At 66.9% G+C, this 16,463-nt stretch carries 20 protein-coding genes and 1 pseudogene; 10 read left to right on the forward strand and 11 right to left on the reverse strand.

Annotation, left to right across the window (positions count from 1 at the left end):
• Window positions 1–313: 313 nt before the first annotated feature.
• Together D1J51_RS09515 and D1J51_RS09520 are read left to right on the forward strand one after the other, a co-directional pair.
• Window positions 314–811: a MarR family winged helix-turn-helix transcriptional regulator gene (locus D1J51_RS09515; RefSeq protein WP_240423112.1), complete on the forward strand. Its 498-nt coding sequence runs from the start codon at window positions 314–316 to the stop codon at window positions 809–811.
• Between the two features lie 44 nt (window positions 812–855).
• Complete coding sequence (locus D1J51_RS09520) at window positions 856–1,974, forward strand: cytochrome P450 (RefSeq protein WP_240423114.1); 1,119 nt, start codon at window positions 856–858, stop codon at window positions 1,972–1,974.
• On the opposite strand, the gene D1J51_RS09525 is transcribed toward D1J51_RS09520, so the two are convergent.
• The 5 genes from D1J51_RS09525 to D1J51_RS09545 form a co-directional block, all read right to left on the reverse strand.
• On the reverse strand, window positions 1,940–3,514 hold the full coding sequence (locus D1J51_RS09525; RefSeq protein WP_240423116.1) for an FAD-dependent oxidoreductase: 1,575 nt from the start codon (window positions 3,512–3,514) through the stop codon (window positions 1,940–1,942). The genes D1J51_RS09520 and D1J51_RS09525 overlap by 35 nt on opposite strands.
• Window positions 3,504–3,887, reverse strand: a complete 384-nt coding sequence (locus D1J51_RS09530; RefSeq protein WP_119074951.1) for a lycopene cyclase domain-containing protein — start codon at window positions 3,885–3,887, stop codon at window positions 3,504–3,506. The genes D1J51_RS09525 and D1J51_RS09530 overlap by 11 nt, the downstream gene beginning before the upstream one ends.
• Complete coding sequence (locus tag D1J51_RS09535; RefSeq protein ID WP_119074952.1) at window positions 3,880–4,239, reverse strand: lycopene cyclase domain-containing protein; 360 nt, start codon at window positions 4,237–4,239, stop codon at window positions 3,880–3,882. Before D1J51_RS09535 ends, D1J51_RS09530 begins: the two co-directional genes overlap by 8 nt.
• A 122-nt stretch (window positions 4,240–4,361) precedes the next feature.
• Window positions 4,362–4,853, reverse strand: coding sequence for a BLUF domain-containing protein (locus tag D1J51_RS09540; protein WP_119074953.1), 492 nt, complete (start codon window positions 4,851–4,853; stop codon window positions 4,362–4,364).
• Window positions 4,854–5,159 carry a hypothetical protein gene (locus D1J51_RS09545; protein ID WP_119074954.1) on the reverse strand — a complete coding sequence of 102 codons (306 nt, stop codon included), beginning with the start codon at window positions 5,157–5,159 and terminating at the stop codon, window positions 4,854–4,856.
• 139 nt (window positions 5,160–5,298) lie between these two features.
• Between D1J51_RS09545 and D1J51_RS09550 the strand changes: the two genes are divergently transcribed.
• The 3 genes from D1J51_RS09550 to D1J51_RS09560 all read left to right on the forward strand — a co-directional run bounded on the left by D1J51_RS09550 (window position 5,299) and on the right by D1J51_RS09560 (window position 7,150).
• Window positions 5,299–5,799, forward strand: coding sequence for a DUF4385 domain-containing protein (locus D1J51_RS09550; protein WP_119074955.1), 501 nt, complete (start codon window positions 5,299–5,301; stop codon window positions 5,797–5,799).
• A gap of 150 nt (window positions 5,800–5,949) precedes the next feature.
• Complete coding sequence (locus D1J51_RS09555) at window positions 5,950–6,483, forward strand: dihydrofolate reductase family protein (protein WP_162903746.1); 534 nt, start codon at window positions 5,950–5,952, stop codon at window positions 6,481–6,483.
• Window positions 6,484–6,568: 85 nt separating this feature from the next.
• The gene (locus tag D1J51_RS09560) at window positions 6,569–7,150 is read left to right on the forward strand and encodes a TetR/AcrR family transcriptional regulator (protein ID WP_119074957.1); all 582 of its coding nucleotides are present in this window, start codon (window positions 6,569–6,571) and stop codon (window positions 7,148–7,150) included.
• Between the two features lie 408 nt (window positions 7,151–7,558).
• On the opposite strand, the gene D1J51_RS09570 is transcribed toward D1J51_RS09560, so the two are convergent.
• Together D1J51_RS09570 and D1J51_RS09575 are read right to left on the reverse strand one after the other, a co-directional pair.
• Window positions 7,559–8,767 carry a HipA domain-containing protein gene (locus D1J51_RS09570; RefSeq protein ID WP_119074958.1) on the reverse strand — a complete coding sequence of 403 codons (1,209 nt, stop codon included), beginning with the start codon at window positions 8,765–8,767 and terminating at the stop codon, window positions 7,559–7,561.
• Entirely contained in the window at window positions 8,764–9,378 is a 615-nt protein-coding gene (locus D1J51_RS09575; protein WP_162903747.1) for a helix-turn-helix domain-containing protein, read from the reverse strand. Before D1J51_RS09575 ends, D1J51_RS09570 begins: the two co-directional genes overlap by 4 nt.
• Window positions 9,379–9,776: 398 nt before the next feature.
• On the opposite strand from D1J51_RS09575, the gene D1J51_RS18555 reads away from it, so the two are divergent.
• The 3 genes and pseudogenes from D1J51_RS18555 (at window position 9,777) to D1J51_RS09580 (ending at window position 10,508) form a co-directional block, all read left to right on the forward strand.
• Window positions 9,777–9,899: a hypothetical protein gene (locus tag D1J51_RS18555; protein WP_256386005.1), complete on the forward strand. Its 123-nt coding sequence runs from the start codon at window positions 9,777–9,779 to the stop codon at window positions 9,897–9,899.
• 81 nt (window positions 9,900–9,980) lie between these two features.
• Complete coding sequence (locus D1J51_RS17915; protein WP_162903748.1) at window positions 9,981–10,157, forward strand: hypothetical protein; 177 nt, start codon at window positions 9,981–9,983, stop codon at window positions 10,155–10,157.
• Window positions 10,158–10,240: 83 nt separating this feature from the next.
• A pseudogene (locus D1J51_RS09580) lies at window positions 10,241–10,508 on the forward strand (DUF6112 family protein).
• 133 nt (window positions 10,509–10,641) lie between these two features.
• Here the strand turns inward: D1J51_RS09580 and D1J51_RS09585 are convergent.
• The 3 genes from D1J51_RS09585 to D1J51_RS09595 are packed head-to-tail and all read right to left on the reverse strand — an operon-like array spanning window position 10,642 to window position 13,555.
• A complete protein-coding gene (locus D1J51_RS09585; protein WP_119074960.1) occupies window positions 10,642–11,466 on the reverse strand; it encodes an ABC transporter ATP-binding protein in 825 nt (274 codons plus the stop codon).
• Entirely contained in the window at window positions 11,463–12,515 is a 1,053-nt protein-coding gene (locus tag D1J51_RS09590; protein ID WP_119074961.1) for a FecCD family ABC transporter permease, read from the reverse strand. Before D1J51_RS09590 ends, D1J51_RS09585 begins: the two co-directional genes overlap by 4 nt.
• Window positions 12,512–13,555, reverse strand: a complete 1,044-nt coding sequence (locus tag D1J51_RS09595) for a FecCD family ABC transporter permease (RefSeq protein ID WP_162903749.1) — start codon at window positions 13,553–13,555, stop codon at window positions 12,512–12,514. The genes D1J51_RS09590 and D1J51_RS09595 overlap by 4 nt, the downstream gene beginning before the upstream one ends.
• Before the next feature lie 110 nt (window positions 13,556–13,665).
• On the opposite strand from D1J51_RS09595, the gene D1J51_RS09600 reads away from it, so the two are divergent.
• A complete protein-coding gene (locus D1J51_RS09600; protein WP_119074963.1) occupies window positions 13,666–14,667 on the forward strand; it encodes an ABC transporter substrate-binding protein in 1,002 nt (333 codons plus the stop codon).
• Window positions 14,664–15,416 (forward strand): siderophore-interacting protein, encoded by a 753-nt coding sequence (locus D1J51_RS09605; protein WP_119074964.1) that lies wholly within the window; start codon window positions 14,664–14,666, stop codon window positions 15,414–15,416. The genes D1J51_RS09600 and D1J51_RS09605 overlap by 4 nt, the downstream gene beginning before the upstream one ends.
• Window positions 15,417–15,836: 420 nt before the next feature.
• Here the strand turns inward: D1J51_RS09605 and D1J51_RS09610 are convergent, their stop codons facing one another.
• Window positions 15,837–16,400, reverse strand: coding sequence for an NADPH-dependent FMN reductase (locus D1J51_RS09610; protein ID WP_119074965.1), 564 nt, complete (start codon window positions 16,398–16,400; stop codon window positions 15,837–15,839).
• Window positions 16,401–16,463 lie beyond the last annotated feature (63 nt).

Genomic DNA, 16,463 nt, shown 5'->3' on the forward strand with positions numbered 1-16,463 from the left:
GGCGGCGCGCAGTGCGCGAACGCGACTGCGGCTCCGGGTTCGCGCGCGGCTGCGCGGGTCGCTGTTCTCGTCGGCTCCTCCTGCTGGTCCAGCAGGATCACAAGCTCCTTCACCAAGGTTGCTCCCCTCGAAAACAACAATTTAAGGGAAGCATACTATGTTGAATAAGATAAATTATCTTCTGGTTTATTTTATTCCCTGATCGTGATCCGTGGCTTACTATTGGAGCATGGTGTCCTCCGATACCGGATCTGCGAAGGACTCGATTGCCGAGCACCTCTATAGTCCGAACTCCGGGTTTCCTCTGAGCGAGATGACCGACGGTGTCCGGGTCTCGCAAGCAGACCTCGACCAGATCGGACGCCTGATGCAGGCTCTGGTGACTCTGCGCGAGACCGAGCAGGCGATTCTCGATGCTTCTGAGAAGTACATGAAGCTCAGCGCACAGGACATGCGCGCGCTCCACTATCTGATCGTCGCCAGAAATCGGGACGCGACGGTTACTCCGAGCATGATCGCGGCGCACCTCAAGATCTCCCCCGCGTCGACGACGAAGCTGCTGAACCGGCTCGAGCGGGGCGGCCATATCGTCCGCAACATGCACCCCACCGACCGCCGCGCGTTCGCGATCGCGATCACCCCCGAGACCGCCGTCGCCGCGAAGGAAACCGTCGGCAGACAGCACGCCAGGCGAGTGCACGCGGCCGCGCGGCTCACCTCTGACGAGCGTGAGACCGTGATCCGCTTCCTGCTCGACATGGCGCAGGAGATCTCCATCACCGACGCGGAGTGGGCGACGCAGGCGCCATGAGCCCGAACAGCCGCGGGAGTCGAATCTCCCCGACGCCACCGGTCGTGACGCTCGACACTCTGGCTGCGGCACGGCAACTGCTTCGCGCCCGGGGCGTAACGACGCAGGCCGGGTTCACCGCCGAGCGCATCCCTCGCCGGCTCTTCGAGCACCGACCGATCCTGATCGACGACGGGGCGCAGCACGATGAGCACCGCAGGACGCTCGCGCGGTTCTTCGCGCCGGCGAAGCTCGCGCAGCAGCACGGCGACTTCATCGAGCAGGCGGCCCGAGAGGCCGTCGAGAAAGCCAGAGCGACGGGCGGTTGCGTCGTCGACGAACTCGCCCTGCACTACTCGGTGACGATCGCGTCGCGCATCGTCGGCCTCACCCACGCTCCCGTCGAGAGACTGGCCGAGCGCCTCACCCGCTTCTTCCGGCAGCCCCCGGTCGATCACACTGCTTCCGATTACGGGCGCACACGCCGCGACTGGATGCGCGCAGCCCGCAACGCGATCGGACCGCTCATCGGCCTCTACCTGCACGATGTGCGGCCGGCGATCCGCGCCCGCCGCGAGCGGCGTCGCACCGACATCATCAGCCACCTCATCGACCTGGGGTATCGCCCGCGCGAGATCCTCGTCGAGTGCCTCACCTACGGCACGGCAGGCATGGTGACCACGCGCGAGTTCATCTCAGCCGCCTGCTGGCGGCTGCTCGAGAACGATCAGCTGCGCGAACGCTACCTCGCCGCGGGCCGACTCGAACGCCACGCGATCCTGGCCGAGATCATCAGGCTCGAGCCGCCCGTGTCGCACCTCTACCGCCGAGTGCGTGCCGACGGGCAGTGCCCCTATCCGGCGGGCACCCTCGTCGACATCGACGTGGGCGCCGCGAACCGCGACCCCGAGGTCTTCGGAGATCACGCCGGTCGGCTCTGCCCCGGCCGCAAGCTCCCCGCCTCCGAGCAGACCGGACTCAGTTTCGGCGACGGAGCGCACCGTTGCCCGGGCGCGCCGCTCGCGATGCTCGAGGCCGACGCGCTCCTCACGGCGTTGTTGCGGGCAGACCCGGTCATGCGATCCGCACCCTCCGTTCACTGGGAGACCCTCATCGAGGGGTATCAGATCCGCGGCCTCGAGATCGATCTCACCGCTCCCGACGGCCGTCCACCAGCTTCCTGAGCACGTGCGGCCAGGAGTGCCGTCGCTCGGTGGGCACTGTCCACAGCTCATGCCCGGCGAGCCCCCACTGCTCCAGCAGCTCATTGGCCGCGATCCACCCGGTGGTGGCGGCGCGCTCCATGAGCGCGATCGGCAGCTCGCTGCGCACCCAGTCGCCGGCGAGTTTGACCTCGCGCTCAGGAGTGGCGACGCCCGGCCGTTCATCCCAGGGATCCGTGCCGACGAGGGCGCAGTCCTCCTCCACGAGCAGTTCCTCGTGAAGGATGGAGAGGTCGCGAGTCTCGGGGTAGACGCGCGCGAGCTCGTCGCGCAGGGTGCGACGCAGGGCGTCGGTGTCGCACGAGGCCGCGTCGGCATCCTCGAGCGCGTAGGCGTGCAGCTCGATCACGCTGCCGCCGTGCCCATCGGCCCAGCGGCGGGCGCCGTCCTCGTAGCGTTCGAGCACGGTGACGTTATCGAGCGGGCCGAACCCGGAGGTGCCGAGAAACGCCGGGCGCTCGGGGGCGACGGGCGCATCGGTCCAGACGCGCCAGACGGCGAACGGCGGCGCGGTTCGCCCCCGCGCGATCCGCTCGCGCCACGCGGCATCGCCGAGGGCCGACGAGGCCGCGACGAGATCGCGAGTCGCACCCGGCCCCGCCGCGAGCACGATCGCATCGGCTTCGAAGCGCGAGCCGTCGGCGAGCGACGTCCTCCACCCCCGCCCCTGCCCGTCGGGCGCCTCCGCAACACGTTCGACGCGCACGGCCTCCCCCACGATCCGCCGCGCCCCGAGCCTCTGGAGCGCATCGCCGAGCGGGGCCCACAGCGTCTGATCGAAGTCGTCGGCCGGCACGTCGAAGAGCAGGCCCTCGGCGGAGCCCAGGAAGTAGCTGTGGAACATCGCCACGAGCTCCCCGGCCGAGAACTCCCGCGGATCCGCGAAGAAGCTCCGCGCGAAGACCTCGAGCGCGAGGTGCCGCGCGCGATCGGGGAACCGCAGCCGGTCGAGGAACGTCGCGGCGCTGACGCCGTCGTAGTCCCGATAGGTCCGGGGGAAATCGACGTCGAGCAGGCCGAGCGCCGATCCGATGTCCACGCGCCTGAGATCCGCCAGCGAGAAGGTCTCGCTGCGCGCGACGAACGAGATGAAGTTCCACGGCGGAGTGCGGGGAATCTTCGCGAACGAGTCCCGGTCCCCGCTCGCGCTCAGCACCGGGTAATCCTCGACCGGAGCGAGCATCCCGCTCAGGTCGCCCGCGCGCGACAGCAGTGCGCGGAGGTTGTAGTACTGGCGGAAGAAAGCGTGGAAACCCCGGCTCATCGTCACCTCGCCGGCGGGAGAATCGACGCGCCAGGAACGCACCCGCCCCCCGAGCTCGGCAGACGGTTCGACGAGTTGCACGCGTACACCCCGCTCGGCGAGACCGAAAGCGGCGGCGAGGCCCGCGATGCCCCCGCCGATCACGGTAGCGGATCGCGCAACCGACGACCGCGTCTCGCCCGCGGGCGCCGGGATGCGGCGCGCTCTCCGATCGCGTCCCGGCAGCTCAGTCGGCACCGTTCCGACTCTCTCGATGCGCCGGCCCGCCCGAAACCCGCGCTCCGTGCGGGGGCTCGTCGGCCTTTCGTCGTCTCTTCCCGCTGCGCTTCCAGATCACGACGACGAGGGTCACCATGGCGAACCCGAAGCCGAAGTCCTCGACGGGAATGTCGAACGGCCAGCGCACCCCCAGCATGCGGTCGGGGTTGTAGATCACGATCGGATCCGAGAGCTTCGTGAGCCACCCGTCGATGAGCACCTGGAAGCCGAGCACGATCGCGAGCATGACCCAGTACTGCAGCGTGCGGAAAACGCCCGTGCGCAGCCAGAGGAGCTCGACCAGCACGACGACGAGCATCGTGATGAGCGTCGCAAGGGTGTACTCAGGCATCGCCTCGCCTCTTCCGTCGGGCAGCGCGGGCCCACCCGAGCACCGTACCCACGGCCTCATAGGTGAGCAGCGCGCAGATCGGGATCGCGATGAAGAATACGAGCTCCTCGAGCGGATAGCCGAACGGGAGTATCGCTCCGGTCGTGAAGCGTTCGCTGTAGGTCCAGAGGTCGAACTGGATCGCGACGATGTCCCAGATCGAGAAGACGAGTGCGGTGATGAGCACCGCCTGCAGCAGCCGCAGCGGCCTGCGGTACACCCGAGCCTTGAAAAGCCACTCGAGCGGCAGCGTGATGGCGAGGCACGCCCCCATGAGCAGCAGGTACTGGAAGTTGTCGAAGCCGAGTTGCATGGTTTCAGTCGCCCTCCGAACCGGTGCCCGCGCGGCGGTTCGCCGCCGAGGTGCGGCCCGTCATCTCGAAGATGCGGCGAGTCGCTCCGCTACACGTCTCTCGAAGGATCATGGCTCTGCGCTCACGCTGTCGGGGCATTCACATCTGTGCGCGGGCGGGCGCGTACCTTGAACCACAGGGCGAGTTCTTTCGCGGCGCGGCCGGTGACGAACGCATCGGGAGCGGCTGCAATATCCGCGAACGAATCGCGCAACCCCGGCAACGGAACCGCCGTCTCCTGCGTGAGAGGCCGATACCCCATGGTCCAATCGTCGAATTGCCGTTCCACGACCAGCTCGTCGATGAGGATTCGCACGTTCGTATGGCGGGGGTCGTGCTCGATGCTGCGCATCAGCGCGTCGACTTCCTCGGGCGGCCCCTCGAGAAACTGAATGAACTGGTCTCTGCGATACAGAAGGATTCCGGTGATTCCGACCGACCCGTTGTGGGCGCGGGCGCGCGCCAGAAGCTGCTGCAGGTCCTCTTCGTAGAAGCGTGTGACAGCGAGGCTGGAATACACGAGGGATCTCAGGGCGCCATCGATCCGCTTCGCCGCGCCTGGCATGAAGTTCATCTACTCATCCTCCCCGGTTCCGTCCTGGAGTGCAGACGAACGGCGAAGTGCTTCCATCGCTTCTCCGAGGTCCCTGAACGCCCCCGCCGGGCGGGAATACATGTTGCAGGCCACATAGCGGCTCTCAGCTTCACGATCGATGTAACCGAGGAACTCGCCGTCTCGGCTTCCGACGTAGAAGCCGTCCTCGACCATCGCCCAGGTGACCCCGTCTGCCGGTGGAACAGTGGTGCTCATACAGCGCCTCTCTGCGACCAATGTGAACGGCACCAGGCTGATGCCGACACCAGAAACTGCTGCGGCCACCCCGCCAGACTACTGGTATCTTGCTCCAAGGGGCGGCGCGCCGAAGGGGTTGCACATCATCGCGAGGACATGCTCACCCGTGCTCCGACCGCAGTGGAGGCCCTCCGAATGCACAGCGTCCGATCGTGAGGAGACCAGCGTGCAGGAGTTCGACTACTCGCTCGATTACGCCTCGCTCGATTTCCGAGAGCATCCCGAGCTCTACCGCGTCGGCAGAGGCGAGCAGGGCGTGCTCAAAGTGGAGCCCTACAAATCCGAGATCCTGCCTCACTGGAGATTCGCGACTCCCGAGCAAGCTCTCGCGTCGAGCGAGAAGATCACCGAGATGTTCGAGCGCTATCTCGCCGACGACGACTTCGTCGGCGCGGACATGGCGCGCAAGTTTCTGCAGATGGGCTACACCCGTTCGCGACGCTATGCGAACTACCCCGGTGGCAAGAAATACCGAGGGCCGGTGCCCGAGGATCGCAAGGGGCAGAGCGGCGCGCACGGGAGGGCCGAGCACGAACGCCGGGAGGATCCGGTGAAAGCCGAGAGCGCGCGCATCTTCAAGATCGCTCGGGATCGCGCTGCGGCGCACCCGCGATACCGCGAACTGCGCGATGAGCACCGCCGCTGCACCGAGAACGGTGAGACGTAGTCCGTCACTCCTCAGAGGATCGTGAGCCAGCGACTCCACCGGGCGGGCGGATTCTCGCTCCAGGAATCCCGCCGAACAACCGCCTCCATGCACGGCGGCGCCGATCCCCGCTTATTGATTATAAATACATGTTCACTTATCATTGGGGGCATGACGACATTCCACGCCTTCCTCGGCTGCAGTCTCGACGGGTACATCGCCGGACCGAACGGCGAGTTGGACTGGCTGACGGTCTTCGACAACACGGGATACGACGCCTTCTTCGAGTCCGTCGGAGCGATGGCCATGGGGCGCGCGACGTGCGACGTCATGCGGGAGTCCTCTCCGGACTACTACCGGGGCATGCCGATTCATGTGCTGTCCGCCACGCGGCCCGTCGGTGCGCAGCCGACCATGGGGGCCTCGCCCGTGACGGTTCACCGCGACATCCCCTCGCTGCACGCGGCGCTTTCCGCGGACGGCGTGGAACGCGTGTACGTCGATGGCGGCCGAACCGTCCAAGCGTTCCTGGCGGGCGGCCTGCTCTCCGACCTCACCGTGACACGCGTGCCGGTGGTGCTGGGCGGGGGAATCCCGCTGTTCGGGCCGGTACCCGAACCGGTTACCGCGCGCCTGGTCACGTCGCACGCGACAGATCAGGGCGCCGTCCAAAGCCTCTATCGCTTCCCCACGGGGGTCCGATGACCCGCCACCGGCGGGCTCCCGCTCGCGGAGTCGCACAGGAGTCGTCCCCGCCCGGCGGGGACCGCCTTCCGGATCGGGCGTTCTGATGCCGCGGGCGAAGAGCATCGACGACGAGGCGGTTCTCGCCGGGGTGCTCCGACTCGTGCAGCGCATCGGGCCCGCACAGTTCACGCTTGCCGCGGCTGGGGCCGAGGTGGGGCTTTCGGCCTCGACGCTGGTGCAACGATTCGGATCGAAGCGTGCGCTTCTCCTCGCCGCGGATCGGTGGGCGGTGGAGCGCTGGGTCGGCGGAATGGACGAGGTCCCTCCGGGTGATTCGGCGCTCGACAGGCTGATCGCCGGGCTCGTGCACGCGGTAGACGTCGACACCACCCCCGAAGAGCTGGCGAACTCCGTCTCTCTGCTGCAGATCGCATTGGCCGATGGCGACTTCCACGCCTCGACTCGCGACGGCGCTCGCCGCCTTCAGGCCAAGATCGTCGAACGGCTCACGGAAGCCACCGCGAACGGCGAGCTCCTACCGGCTACCGAGATCGAAGCCCTCGCAGAGCTGATCGAGATCGTCTATCACGGTACGATGATCAGCTGGGCCATCCACCGCACCGGCCGGCTCACGGATGCGCTCAGAACACGATTCACCCAGATGCTGCAGCCCTACAGGCCTTAGCCTCCGTCTCGGGGATCTGTCCGGTAAGCGGTGCGTGGGGTCCGGTGGTTTGCGCTGGTGGGTGGTTCGTTCGAGCCGTCTGGCGTGGGCGATCGCGAACGCGTTCAGCGCGGGCTTCCACCTCATCTCGCCTCTCTATGCAACAACGTGAAGGCTTTCATACGGGAGCTCAGCGATACTGCTTCGTGGAGAGACGAGGATGCCGTGACCTCGGGGCTCTCCCGCTATCGCCTCACTGCGGAACAGGNGTGGAGAGACGAGGATGCCGTGACCTCGGGGCTCTCCCGCTATCGCCTCACTGCGGAACAGGTGATTTCGAGTCATAGCAAGTTGATTCACAAGTAACCCCTTTAGATACTAGCCAGGGCCTCTCGCGGCCCTGCCCCTCACTGGCCTCTGTGTGGTTCGTCAGTTGATCCGGGCCGCTCGCTCTACATTTCTAGCAACGAACTCTCTGGCTTGAACCTGTTGGTCCGCGTCTAGTGCGTCCCAGACGCGGTCATTCTTCTTACCGACGTACTCAGCGATTTCGCGAACCCGCGTAAGTAGTTCGTCGACATCAAAGCCGATTCTCTGAGCAAATCTTCTCCAGTGATCTGGAGTCACCTCCTGAGAGTGCCGTGCACCTCCGATCTTCATCGCGAGTTCTTGCTCGACTTCCGGGTAGAGGAACAACGGCACGACGTCGTAGATCGGCGCAAACGAGATGCCGTCGGGTCGCAGGAGCAATGAGTAGTTCTTGGCATGCGCGTCGGCATTGCCGACGAGCACGTTGAGGATCAATTGACTCAGAAACACGCGTCGGAGCTTTCCCAAAGGATCTATCAACTTCAGGAGGGAGATGATCTTGCCTGCCGACACGTCATACTTCTTCTCTGGCGGCAGCCCGAGACTCTGCGCTAGATCTTCCGCGTGAAGCCGCTGCGCGAGTTGGCCTTGCTCCTCTGCGCGGTCGAATCGTGTCACGACATAGGCCGTCTGGTCGCCAAAGCTCATCACCTCGGATTCTGGCGCCAGTATGCCGGCATTGTAGGCGAGATCGATCGCAGCTACTTCAGCTGCCTCGATACCGCGGTACTTCGGGTTGCCTGGCTTCACGATATGAGTGGATGGCACGGTCTCGTTCGACCAGTACCAATCACTGTCCACCCACGCGAGCGCGAACTTGCCTTGGGCGCCGGCAAGCGAAAAGCGAGCCGCTACGTCCCTCGGCGTCGTGTCCGAGGAGTCGCGTTTGATGGCCGAGATCCGGTCCGCAATGTCACGTTTGAGCACTGGGCTCAACTCGGCTAATCGATCCGGCAGCGTTTGCCCTTCCGGGAGAAGTACCAGCCCTCCGGCAAGATCACCACCGGCGGCGTTCAAGAGGTCGAACGCTCCGGCGCTCTTCGCTCCATATATGCTCGCCATTCGAACCCTGGTCTGCTCGTGTTCGGGCAGCAGGTTCTCGAGAAAGTTCCTCGCCACATTCCGAACTGCCGGCCGGTCCCGCGGCAAGGAGAGAGATATCGGAGCAGGAGGTGCGTCCTCGTCATATATGAAGACCACATCTCCCTCATCGAATACAAACTGCCCGACGTGGCACCCTTCTAGCCAGGCTTCGATGCGCTCGCTCATTTCAGTGCCATACTGGGAAGCGCTGTCGGTTCGACCTCAAGGGTGCGCAGGACGCGCCGCACTTGCCCAGGCGAAGCGAGTGGCCGACCCAACTCGATGTCACGCACCAGATCCTCAGATACCCCTGCTGCTACTGCTAGCCAGTGGCGGCTCCCACCGCGGATGGCGCGTTCGGACGACACAACATACGCCAACTCCTGACTGCTGCGCAAATACTCGGCGGGTCTTCCCAATGCGCGTTTCAGGTACGAATCATCGTTGCGCTCTGCATGTGCCACGAGACTGTCCAAAAACACGTCACGAGGCGCGTCTGGAGGCCGCCAATCAATCAGCAGCCGCGAAGGGTGCTCGGCATTGCGCAGTTGTCGGATGCGGGCTGCTGTACGCGCTCTCTCCTGACCAGAAAGTCCTTCGAGACTGCGCTGTTTCAGTGCCTTCGCAAGATGCTGCCAAGAACGCGCAGAAAGCGATCTGCGCCCCTTCGGAGGGGCGAGACCTTCGATCACCCATGCCGAGCCTTCTCTGTGCGCGGGGATACGGCCGTCGGCAGCCATCGCACGCACCCTGCGCGGCGAGACGCCCAGCTGGTCGGCAGCTTCCGTGACCTTCATGACACAACTATACCGCAGGGCATGGGATGGTCGTAATCCCTGACAACTGGGGTCCTTCAGAGCAGCTGTTAGAGGCATGGCTCCGCCTTCGAGCGCGACGGGAACTTGGGTCCTGCGGAGACTGGTGCTGGACGGCCACCGTGTGGCTTGCGGAGCCGTCATCCCCCGAATCGCTTCTCGAGCATCGATGCTGTGGCTGGATCGACAAGGTCATCGCGGACAGAGAGCCGCACCTACGAGATGCCCTTCCGCGTCGGCCGAATCTTTGCCCGAAGAGCTCAGATTCTCCCGCCGCGAAAGGGCATTCTCACTTCACGACGTGCTCGACAACCGCCCCTCATCGGTGGATCGAGGTTTAGCATGAGAGGGCGTCCCAGACTCGTCTCTCTCGCCTGCGTGTGGCGATTTTGGTTGTCTGGATTGCGGGGTTCCTCGTCGGTACGACCACGCACATTCTCGACCTCGCAGCGGGCGGCACGCAGACGTACGCGCAGTTCCCGATCGCGTTGCGAGTGTTCTGAATCTCTCTCACGATCCTTGACCCGATCACCGCGATCCTTCTCGCGCTGCGCCGACGTTCCGGGATCGTACTTGCCCTCGTCGTGATCGTCACGGACATCACCGTGAACTGGACGGTCTACGCAACGATCGGCGGCAATCCCCTGTTCGGCGTCATCAACCAGACCCTGTTCGCTGCGCTCCTCATCATCACCGCCTCAACGCTCTGGCACTGGTTCACCAAGTCGAGAAACAGGCCGCCGGCACCGCCGCCTCACTGAGCGAGCGCCCCGGTGGTCGCTGTCGTGCACCTGAGCGACATGACCCTCGGAGACCATCACCGCTCGCAGCCCACAGGCCTGTCATGAAGGTGTTTCCTGACTTCGACGGGCTCGGCGGCATCGGCGAACTCAAGACCGTTATCGGTGCGCTGTTGACGTTCGTGCTCATCATCGCCGTCCTCATGCTCATCGTCTCCGCGATCATCCGGGCCATCGCCTCAGCGCACGGCAACCACGCCACCGCATCCCAAAGCCCGCACCGGCCTCCTCGTCGCTCTCGGCACCGCAGCCCTCGCCGGCGGCGGCGTCGCGTGGATGAACTGGCTCATCGCTCTCGGTGACCAGCTCTGATACCGCAAGAGTGCCTGCCTGCGGCGGGAAGTTCAGTATGTGCGCACTTCAGAGGTGGCTGGCCTGCTAGTGTCGTGCGGACCGCAATACGGTTACACCACTCCACGGGACTTGACCCGCCTGTCGCGCGCCCTCAGCGCAGGTGGGGCGGGATCTCAGGAACGATCATCGGGGTTCCTGTGCGGGGATCCGGTACGACATCGCAGCCCAGCCCGAAGACCTCGCTCACGCGAGGCGCGGTCAGCACCTCGCCCGGGCTGCCGTGCGCAGCGACCATGCCGTCGCGGAACAGGACCATGTCGGTGGCGTATCGGGCTGCGAGGTTGAGATCGTGCAGCACGACAACCAATGTGCGACCCTCCGCGTGCAGGCGGGCGCACAGATCCAGCACCTCGATCTGATGCGCAAGATCGAGGTAGGTGGTGGGCTCGTCCAGCAGCAGGATCGGTGTCTCCTGGGCGAGCGAGACGGCGATCCAGACCCGCTGTCGCTGACCCCCGGAGAGCTCGTCGACGCGTCGATCGGCGAGCTCCTCGACGCCGGTCAGCCGCATCGCCTCGGCCACGACCTGCTCGTCGCGGCGAGAGAACTGGCGCAGCAGGCTCTGATACGGCGCCCGTCCGCGGAGCACGAGGTCACACACGCGCACGTCCGGCGGCGTGATCGGGGCCTGCGGCAGCATCGCGAGTCGGCGCGCATACTGCCGAGGGCGATAGTCCGCGGCATCCCGGCCCTCGAGCCGCACGGAACCGCTCAACGGCGGCAGCAATCGCGCCAGCCCCTTCAGGGTCGTGGACTTCCCCGAGGCGTTCGGACCGATGAACACGGTGAACGCCCCGGGCCGGATGTCGACATCCACGTCGCGGACCACCGGGTGCGCGCCATAGCCGAAGCTTGCGCCCCGCACCTCCAGCGCGGCGACTTGCGAGGCGACCTCGGAAGTCAAGATGGACGTCATGCGGTGCGGCCTCCTCGGGCTCGGCGTTGCAGAAGCCAGACGACGTAGCCACCGCCCAGCACGGCGGTGACCACTCCGGTCGGCAACTGGTTCGGCGCGAACAGCCGGCCGGCGATGACGTCGGCGGACGCCAGCAGCGCCGCACCGAAGGCCGCCGAGGTCGCCAGCACCGGCCCCGGCCTGCGGCCGACCAGCCGGGCGAGATGCGGCGCGGCGAGCGCGATGAACCCGACGGGCCCTGCCACGCACACGGCCACCGCGACGGCGCCGGTGCCGGTGAGCGCCGACATGATGCGGACCCGCTGCACGTTCAGCCCCTGGCTCCTGGCCAGCGCCTCCCCGACGGAGAGGCGATCCAGGCCCCGATGCACCGCGACGATCATCGGCATCAGCACGGCCAGGCCCGCCGCGCCGAGCGCTGCGGCATCCCAGGAGCGTCCTGCCAGCCCTCCGACGAGCCAGCGATAACCGGCGGCGGCATCCTCGATCTCGATGCGGCTGAGCAGAAAGGAGGACACCGCTGAGAGCACGGCGCCCACCGCGATGCCCACCACCAGCAGCCGATACCCCTCGAGACCGCGGCGCCATGCCAGCGCGGCGACGGCGACGACGGCGACGAGGCCACCGGTGAGCGCACCGGCGACGACGCCGACCCCGATGCCGCCGCCGAACGCGATGGCCACCATCGCACCGGCTGACGCGCCCTGCGAGAAGCCGATCAGGTCCGGACTGCCGAGCGGGTTCTCGGTGAGTCGTTGGAAGATCGCCCCGCTGACGCCGAACGCCGCACCGGCCATCAACGCCGACAGCGCCCGCGGGAGCCGGTTGTCGAGCACGGTGTAGACGTCGAAGCCGGTCACCTGTCCGTAGTCGCCGACGAGAATCTGAGTCACCAGCCAGGGCGCGATGTCGCGGCTGCCGGTGTAGACAGCCGCCGCGGCGGCAGCCAGCGCCACGAAAGAAGCGATCGCGAGCGTCGCGGCGCCGCGGGTGGTCCACTGGATCGCGAGCGTCTCCCTCCGGGAGCGGAGCAGGTGTGTGGTGGTCACAGGCGCGCTCCCCGGCTGGTGCGCGCGATCACGATGAGCAGCGGGGCGCCGACGAGCGCGGCGACCACACCGACCTCGAGTTCAGCGGGCCGGATCACGACACGGCCGGCGATGTCTGCGACGAGCAGCACGAGCGCACCGATCGCAGCCGCATACGCCAGCGTCCACCTCACATCTCCGCGAGACAGGCGTCGCGCCAGGTACGGGACGGCAAGCCCCACGAACCCGATGGGCCCCGCCGCCGCGGTCGCCGCGCCGCACAGCAGCGCGACCGCGCACAGCACCACCACCCGAGTGCGCACCACAGAGGTGCCGAGGGTGGCCGCCATCTGCTCCCCCATTGCGAGCGTCGCCAGCGGCACGGCGGTGGACAGCGCGATGACGACGGCGACCGCGACGATCGCGGCCGACGGCCACACCAGCTCCGGATCGCGACCGGTCAGCGATCCGATCGACCAGAACCGGACCTGGTCCAGCGCCCCCGAGTCCAGGATGAGCAATCCGGAGGTCACTCCGCCGACCGTCGCCGAGAAGGCGGTGCCGACGAGCACCACCACCAGCGGCGAGAACGCCCGGCGCATCGTCATCAGCAGCACCACGACGAGGGCGAGCGCTGCGCCGAGGACGGCGGCGCCCGTCGTCGCGAGCACTCCGCTCCACCCCAGCGCAGTGATCGAGAGCACGACCATCAAGGAGGCTCCGGCGTTCACGCCGATCAGGCCGGGATCGGCGAGCGGGTTGCGGGTGATCGCCTGGATGAGTGCCCCGCCGACGCCGAGAGCGACGCCGACGGAGATCGCGAGCAGGGTGCGAGGCAGGCGCAGGGTCCGTACAACGACGGCATCCGTGCCGGTCATGCCGCCCAGGACCGCATCCGTGATCGTTCCGGGTGAGACCGTGCGCGCGCCGATCATCAGGCTGAGCATCGCCACGAAGAGGATGCCTGCGACCAGCGCGGCGAGGATCGCCGGGCGTCGCCACCCGGTCCGGCGAACCGGATGCCGTGGCTCGGCCAGCGGGGACGGGGCGACGTCGAGCACGGCGGACCCCCTCGGAACGGACGATGCCGACTCCCCGCCGACAAACTTAGGTATGGCTACCCTATAGTGTTGCGAGTACCGTTGCGACCGCCCGCACCGAGGGAGCCCCGTTGACCCGCACATCGATCCGCCGCATTCCGACCGCCGTCCTCGCGCTCGTCCTCGCCGCCGGCCTACTGTCCGGGTGTGCCCGCGACGCCGTGCCCACCGCCGGTTCGTCCAGCGAGACCTACCGCGTCGAGCACGTCATGGGGAGCACCGATGTCCCGGTGGACTATCAACGTGTCGTCGTCACCTTCCCGGCGTTCATCGACTCAGCCGTCGCCGTCGGGGTCGTCCCCGTCGCCGCCCCGGTGTCGTCGTTCGGCACGTTCCCGGAGTACTTCGATGTGAGCAAGAGCGAGATCGCCGACCTGGGCGCCTACGACGAGCGCCTCGATCTGGAGGCGATCAGCAACTTCGACCCCGATCTGATCCTGTTCGCCTCGCCGGCCGGAAGCGCGCCGGACCCCGCGCAGTACGAGGCGCTGTCCGCCATCGCCCCGGCAGTGCCGATCGTCACCGCCGAGCAGAACTTCCGCCGTGTCGCCGAGCAGATCGGGATCGCCCTGAACCGCGAAGAGCAGATGTCCGCCGTCGCTGCCGAGTACGATGCCCGCGCCAAGCGCCTGGGGACTGCACTGGCGGCGATCCCGGACGCGAAGCTGCCGGTCTCCCAGTTGCGGCTGTACCCCGGCCAGGCCCGGATGATGATGGAGAAGACGAACGCCGGGCGGGTGATGACCGACGTCGGCCTGACGTTCGAGCCGCCGATCGAGGGCGCCGAGCTCACCGGCGGCAACGCCGCATCCGGGAAGTTCTACTACGAGCTGAGCCTCGAGCTCCTGCCGGAGGCCGCCGGGGACGTCGTCTTCGTCTACAGCACCGACGGAGCGGGTGTGCTCGAAGAGGTGCAGAGCCTGCCGATCTGGCAGGAGATCCCCGCCGTGCAGGCCGGCAGGGTCTTCTCCGTGGACTACGAGTCCTGGATGCGCGGACAGGGTTACCGCGCCGCGACTTCGATCCTCGATGACATCGCCAGGGCCTACGGCGTGGCCGAGGATGCGTCGTGACCGTCTTCGCCGCGCGGGTCGTTCGCGTCCGGACCGTCTCCCCTACCCTCCTCCGCGTCGTGCTCGGCGGTCCGGGCCTGGCCGGGTACCGGGCGTCCGGGCACCCCGACGAGCGCCTGCGCATGTACTTCCCGGAGCCGGGAAGCGACTCGGCGGCCGTTGTGCACGCCGCCACCGCTGCGGACCTGGCGCGCCCGGAGCGGGAGCTTCCGCTCACCCGCCGGAGCTACACGATCCGCAACTGGGATGCCGCCTCCGGGCTGATCGACGTGGACTTCGCCGTGCACGACTCCGGCCCTGCGATCGCCTGGCTGCGCCGGGCACAGCCAGGCGACTGGGTCGGCGTCACTGAAGCGACGGGCTGGTATGCGCCGCCGGAGACCGCCCGGACCGCGCTGATCGTCTCCGACATCACCGGACTGCCCGCCGTCCAGCGGATCGTGGCCGCTCCCCCGCCGTCGCTGGAGCGGGTGGACGTGCTGCTGGATCTGCCGCACGCCGACGACGCCGCCGACCTCCCCGCTGTGCCGAACGTGCACTACGAGGTGCGCATCGGCCCGATCCAGCGGTCGCCGTCCGCACTCGCCGAGCGCACGACTCAGCATCCGAAGCCCGGCTACCTCTGGCTGGCCGCCGAGGCTGCGGCCTGCCAGTCGGTCAAACGCCACGCGCTCCACGACTGGGGACTCGCACCGGAGCAGCATGAGATCCGTGCCTACTGGCGCGCCGGGAGGGAGCGCGCCAGCTGAGCGGACGTGGCGGCGACGGTCGCTCACTCGCCGAGCGCGGACGCGATCGGCAAGTAAGTTGTTGACCGGCGCAACAGTCTTGACCGCCTTCGTCAAACCGTTCGCCGGCATCTCGACGCGTTCGAGCGAGACCACAAAACGAGCGCGTTGTTTCTCCTCGGCTATCGTCCGAGAAGGCGGGTAGGGGCTTCTAGCGATGTCGCGGCGAGGCCTGCGGCGTCGACGAATGCGCTCTCCGTCGAGACAGCGCCGTCGGAGAGAAGCACCCTGAGGGCGCTGCCCGGCCCGTAGGGAAGGCATGCATCGCCAGAGTCGAGCGGACCGCAGCGCTTGGTTGCGGTCTATACGCGGAGAAAAGCGCCAGACGGTGAGTTGCAGACTGTGTCTACTCCCGACGCCTTTAGGCAGTAGTGAATGCGGTTAGCGAACGAGTTGGGCGCGGAACTCGCGGTCGATCGCGTGCAGAGTCGGCCTGGTGGTCGCGAATGTGCGCTCCGCACTGGCTAGACGCCCCGCGTGATCAGTGTCGCTGTCAGTAAAGACCGCTTCCACGTGCGCGCTCAGTGGGTCCATGTGCAGCCCGAGCATGATCTGGTGGAACTGGGCTGCCCCGCGGGCTCCACCGCGGATGCCCCACGTGAACAGGGTGGCGGGCTTCCCGTGCCACTCGCGGTAGAGGAAGTCCAGGGCGTTCTTCAGAACGCCGGGGTAACCCCAGTTGTACTGCGGAAAGACAAAGACGAACCCCTCGTAGCTTGATACGAGCTCGCTCCAGCGTATCGTGTGCTCGTGCCGATACTGCCCGTATGCAGCTGGCGTGGGCTCGTCCAGGAACGGCAGGTCGATCGCGGCGAGATCCACGATCTCGTAGCTCAGTTCGCTCTGCCGGTTGAGAGTCGCTTGCACCCACGTCGCCGCGTCGAGGCTGATGCGACCGGGGCGAGTACTTCCGACGATGACGGCGATGCGGGGCGAGGAGTCCATGCCTCCATGTAAGCCGGCGTCGTCGTTTCCTGGGTGAGTTCAACCGGTCGATGCAACACCGGG

The organism is Leucobacter sp. wl10 (genome assembly GCF_003569785.1).
Lineage (GTDB): Bacteria > Actinomycetota > Actinomycetes > Actinomycetales > Microbacteriaceae > Leucobacter.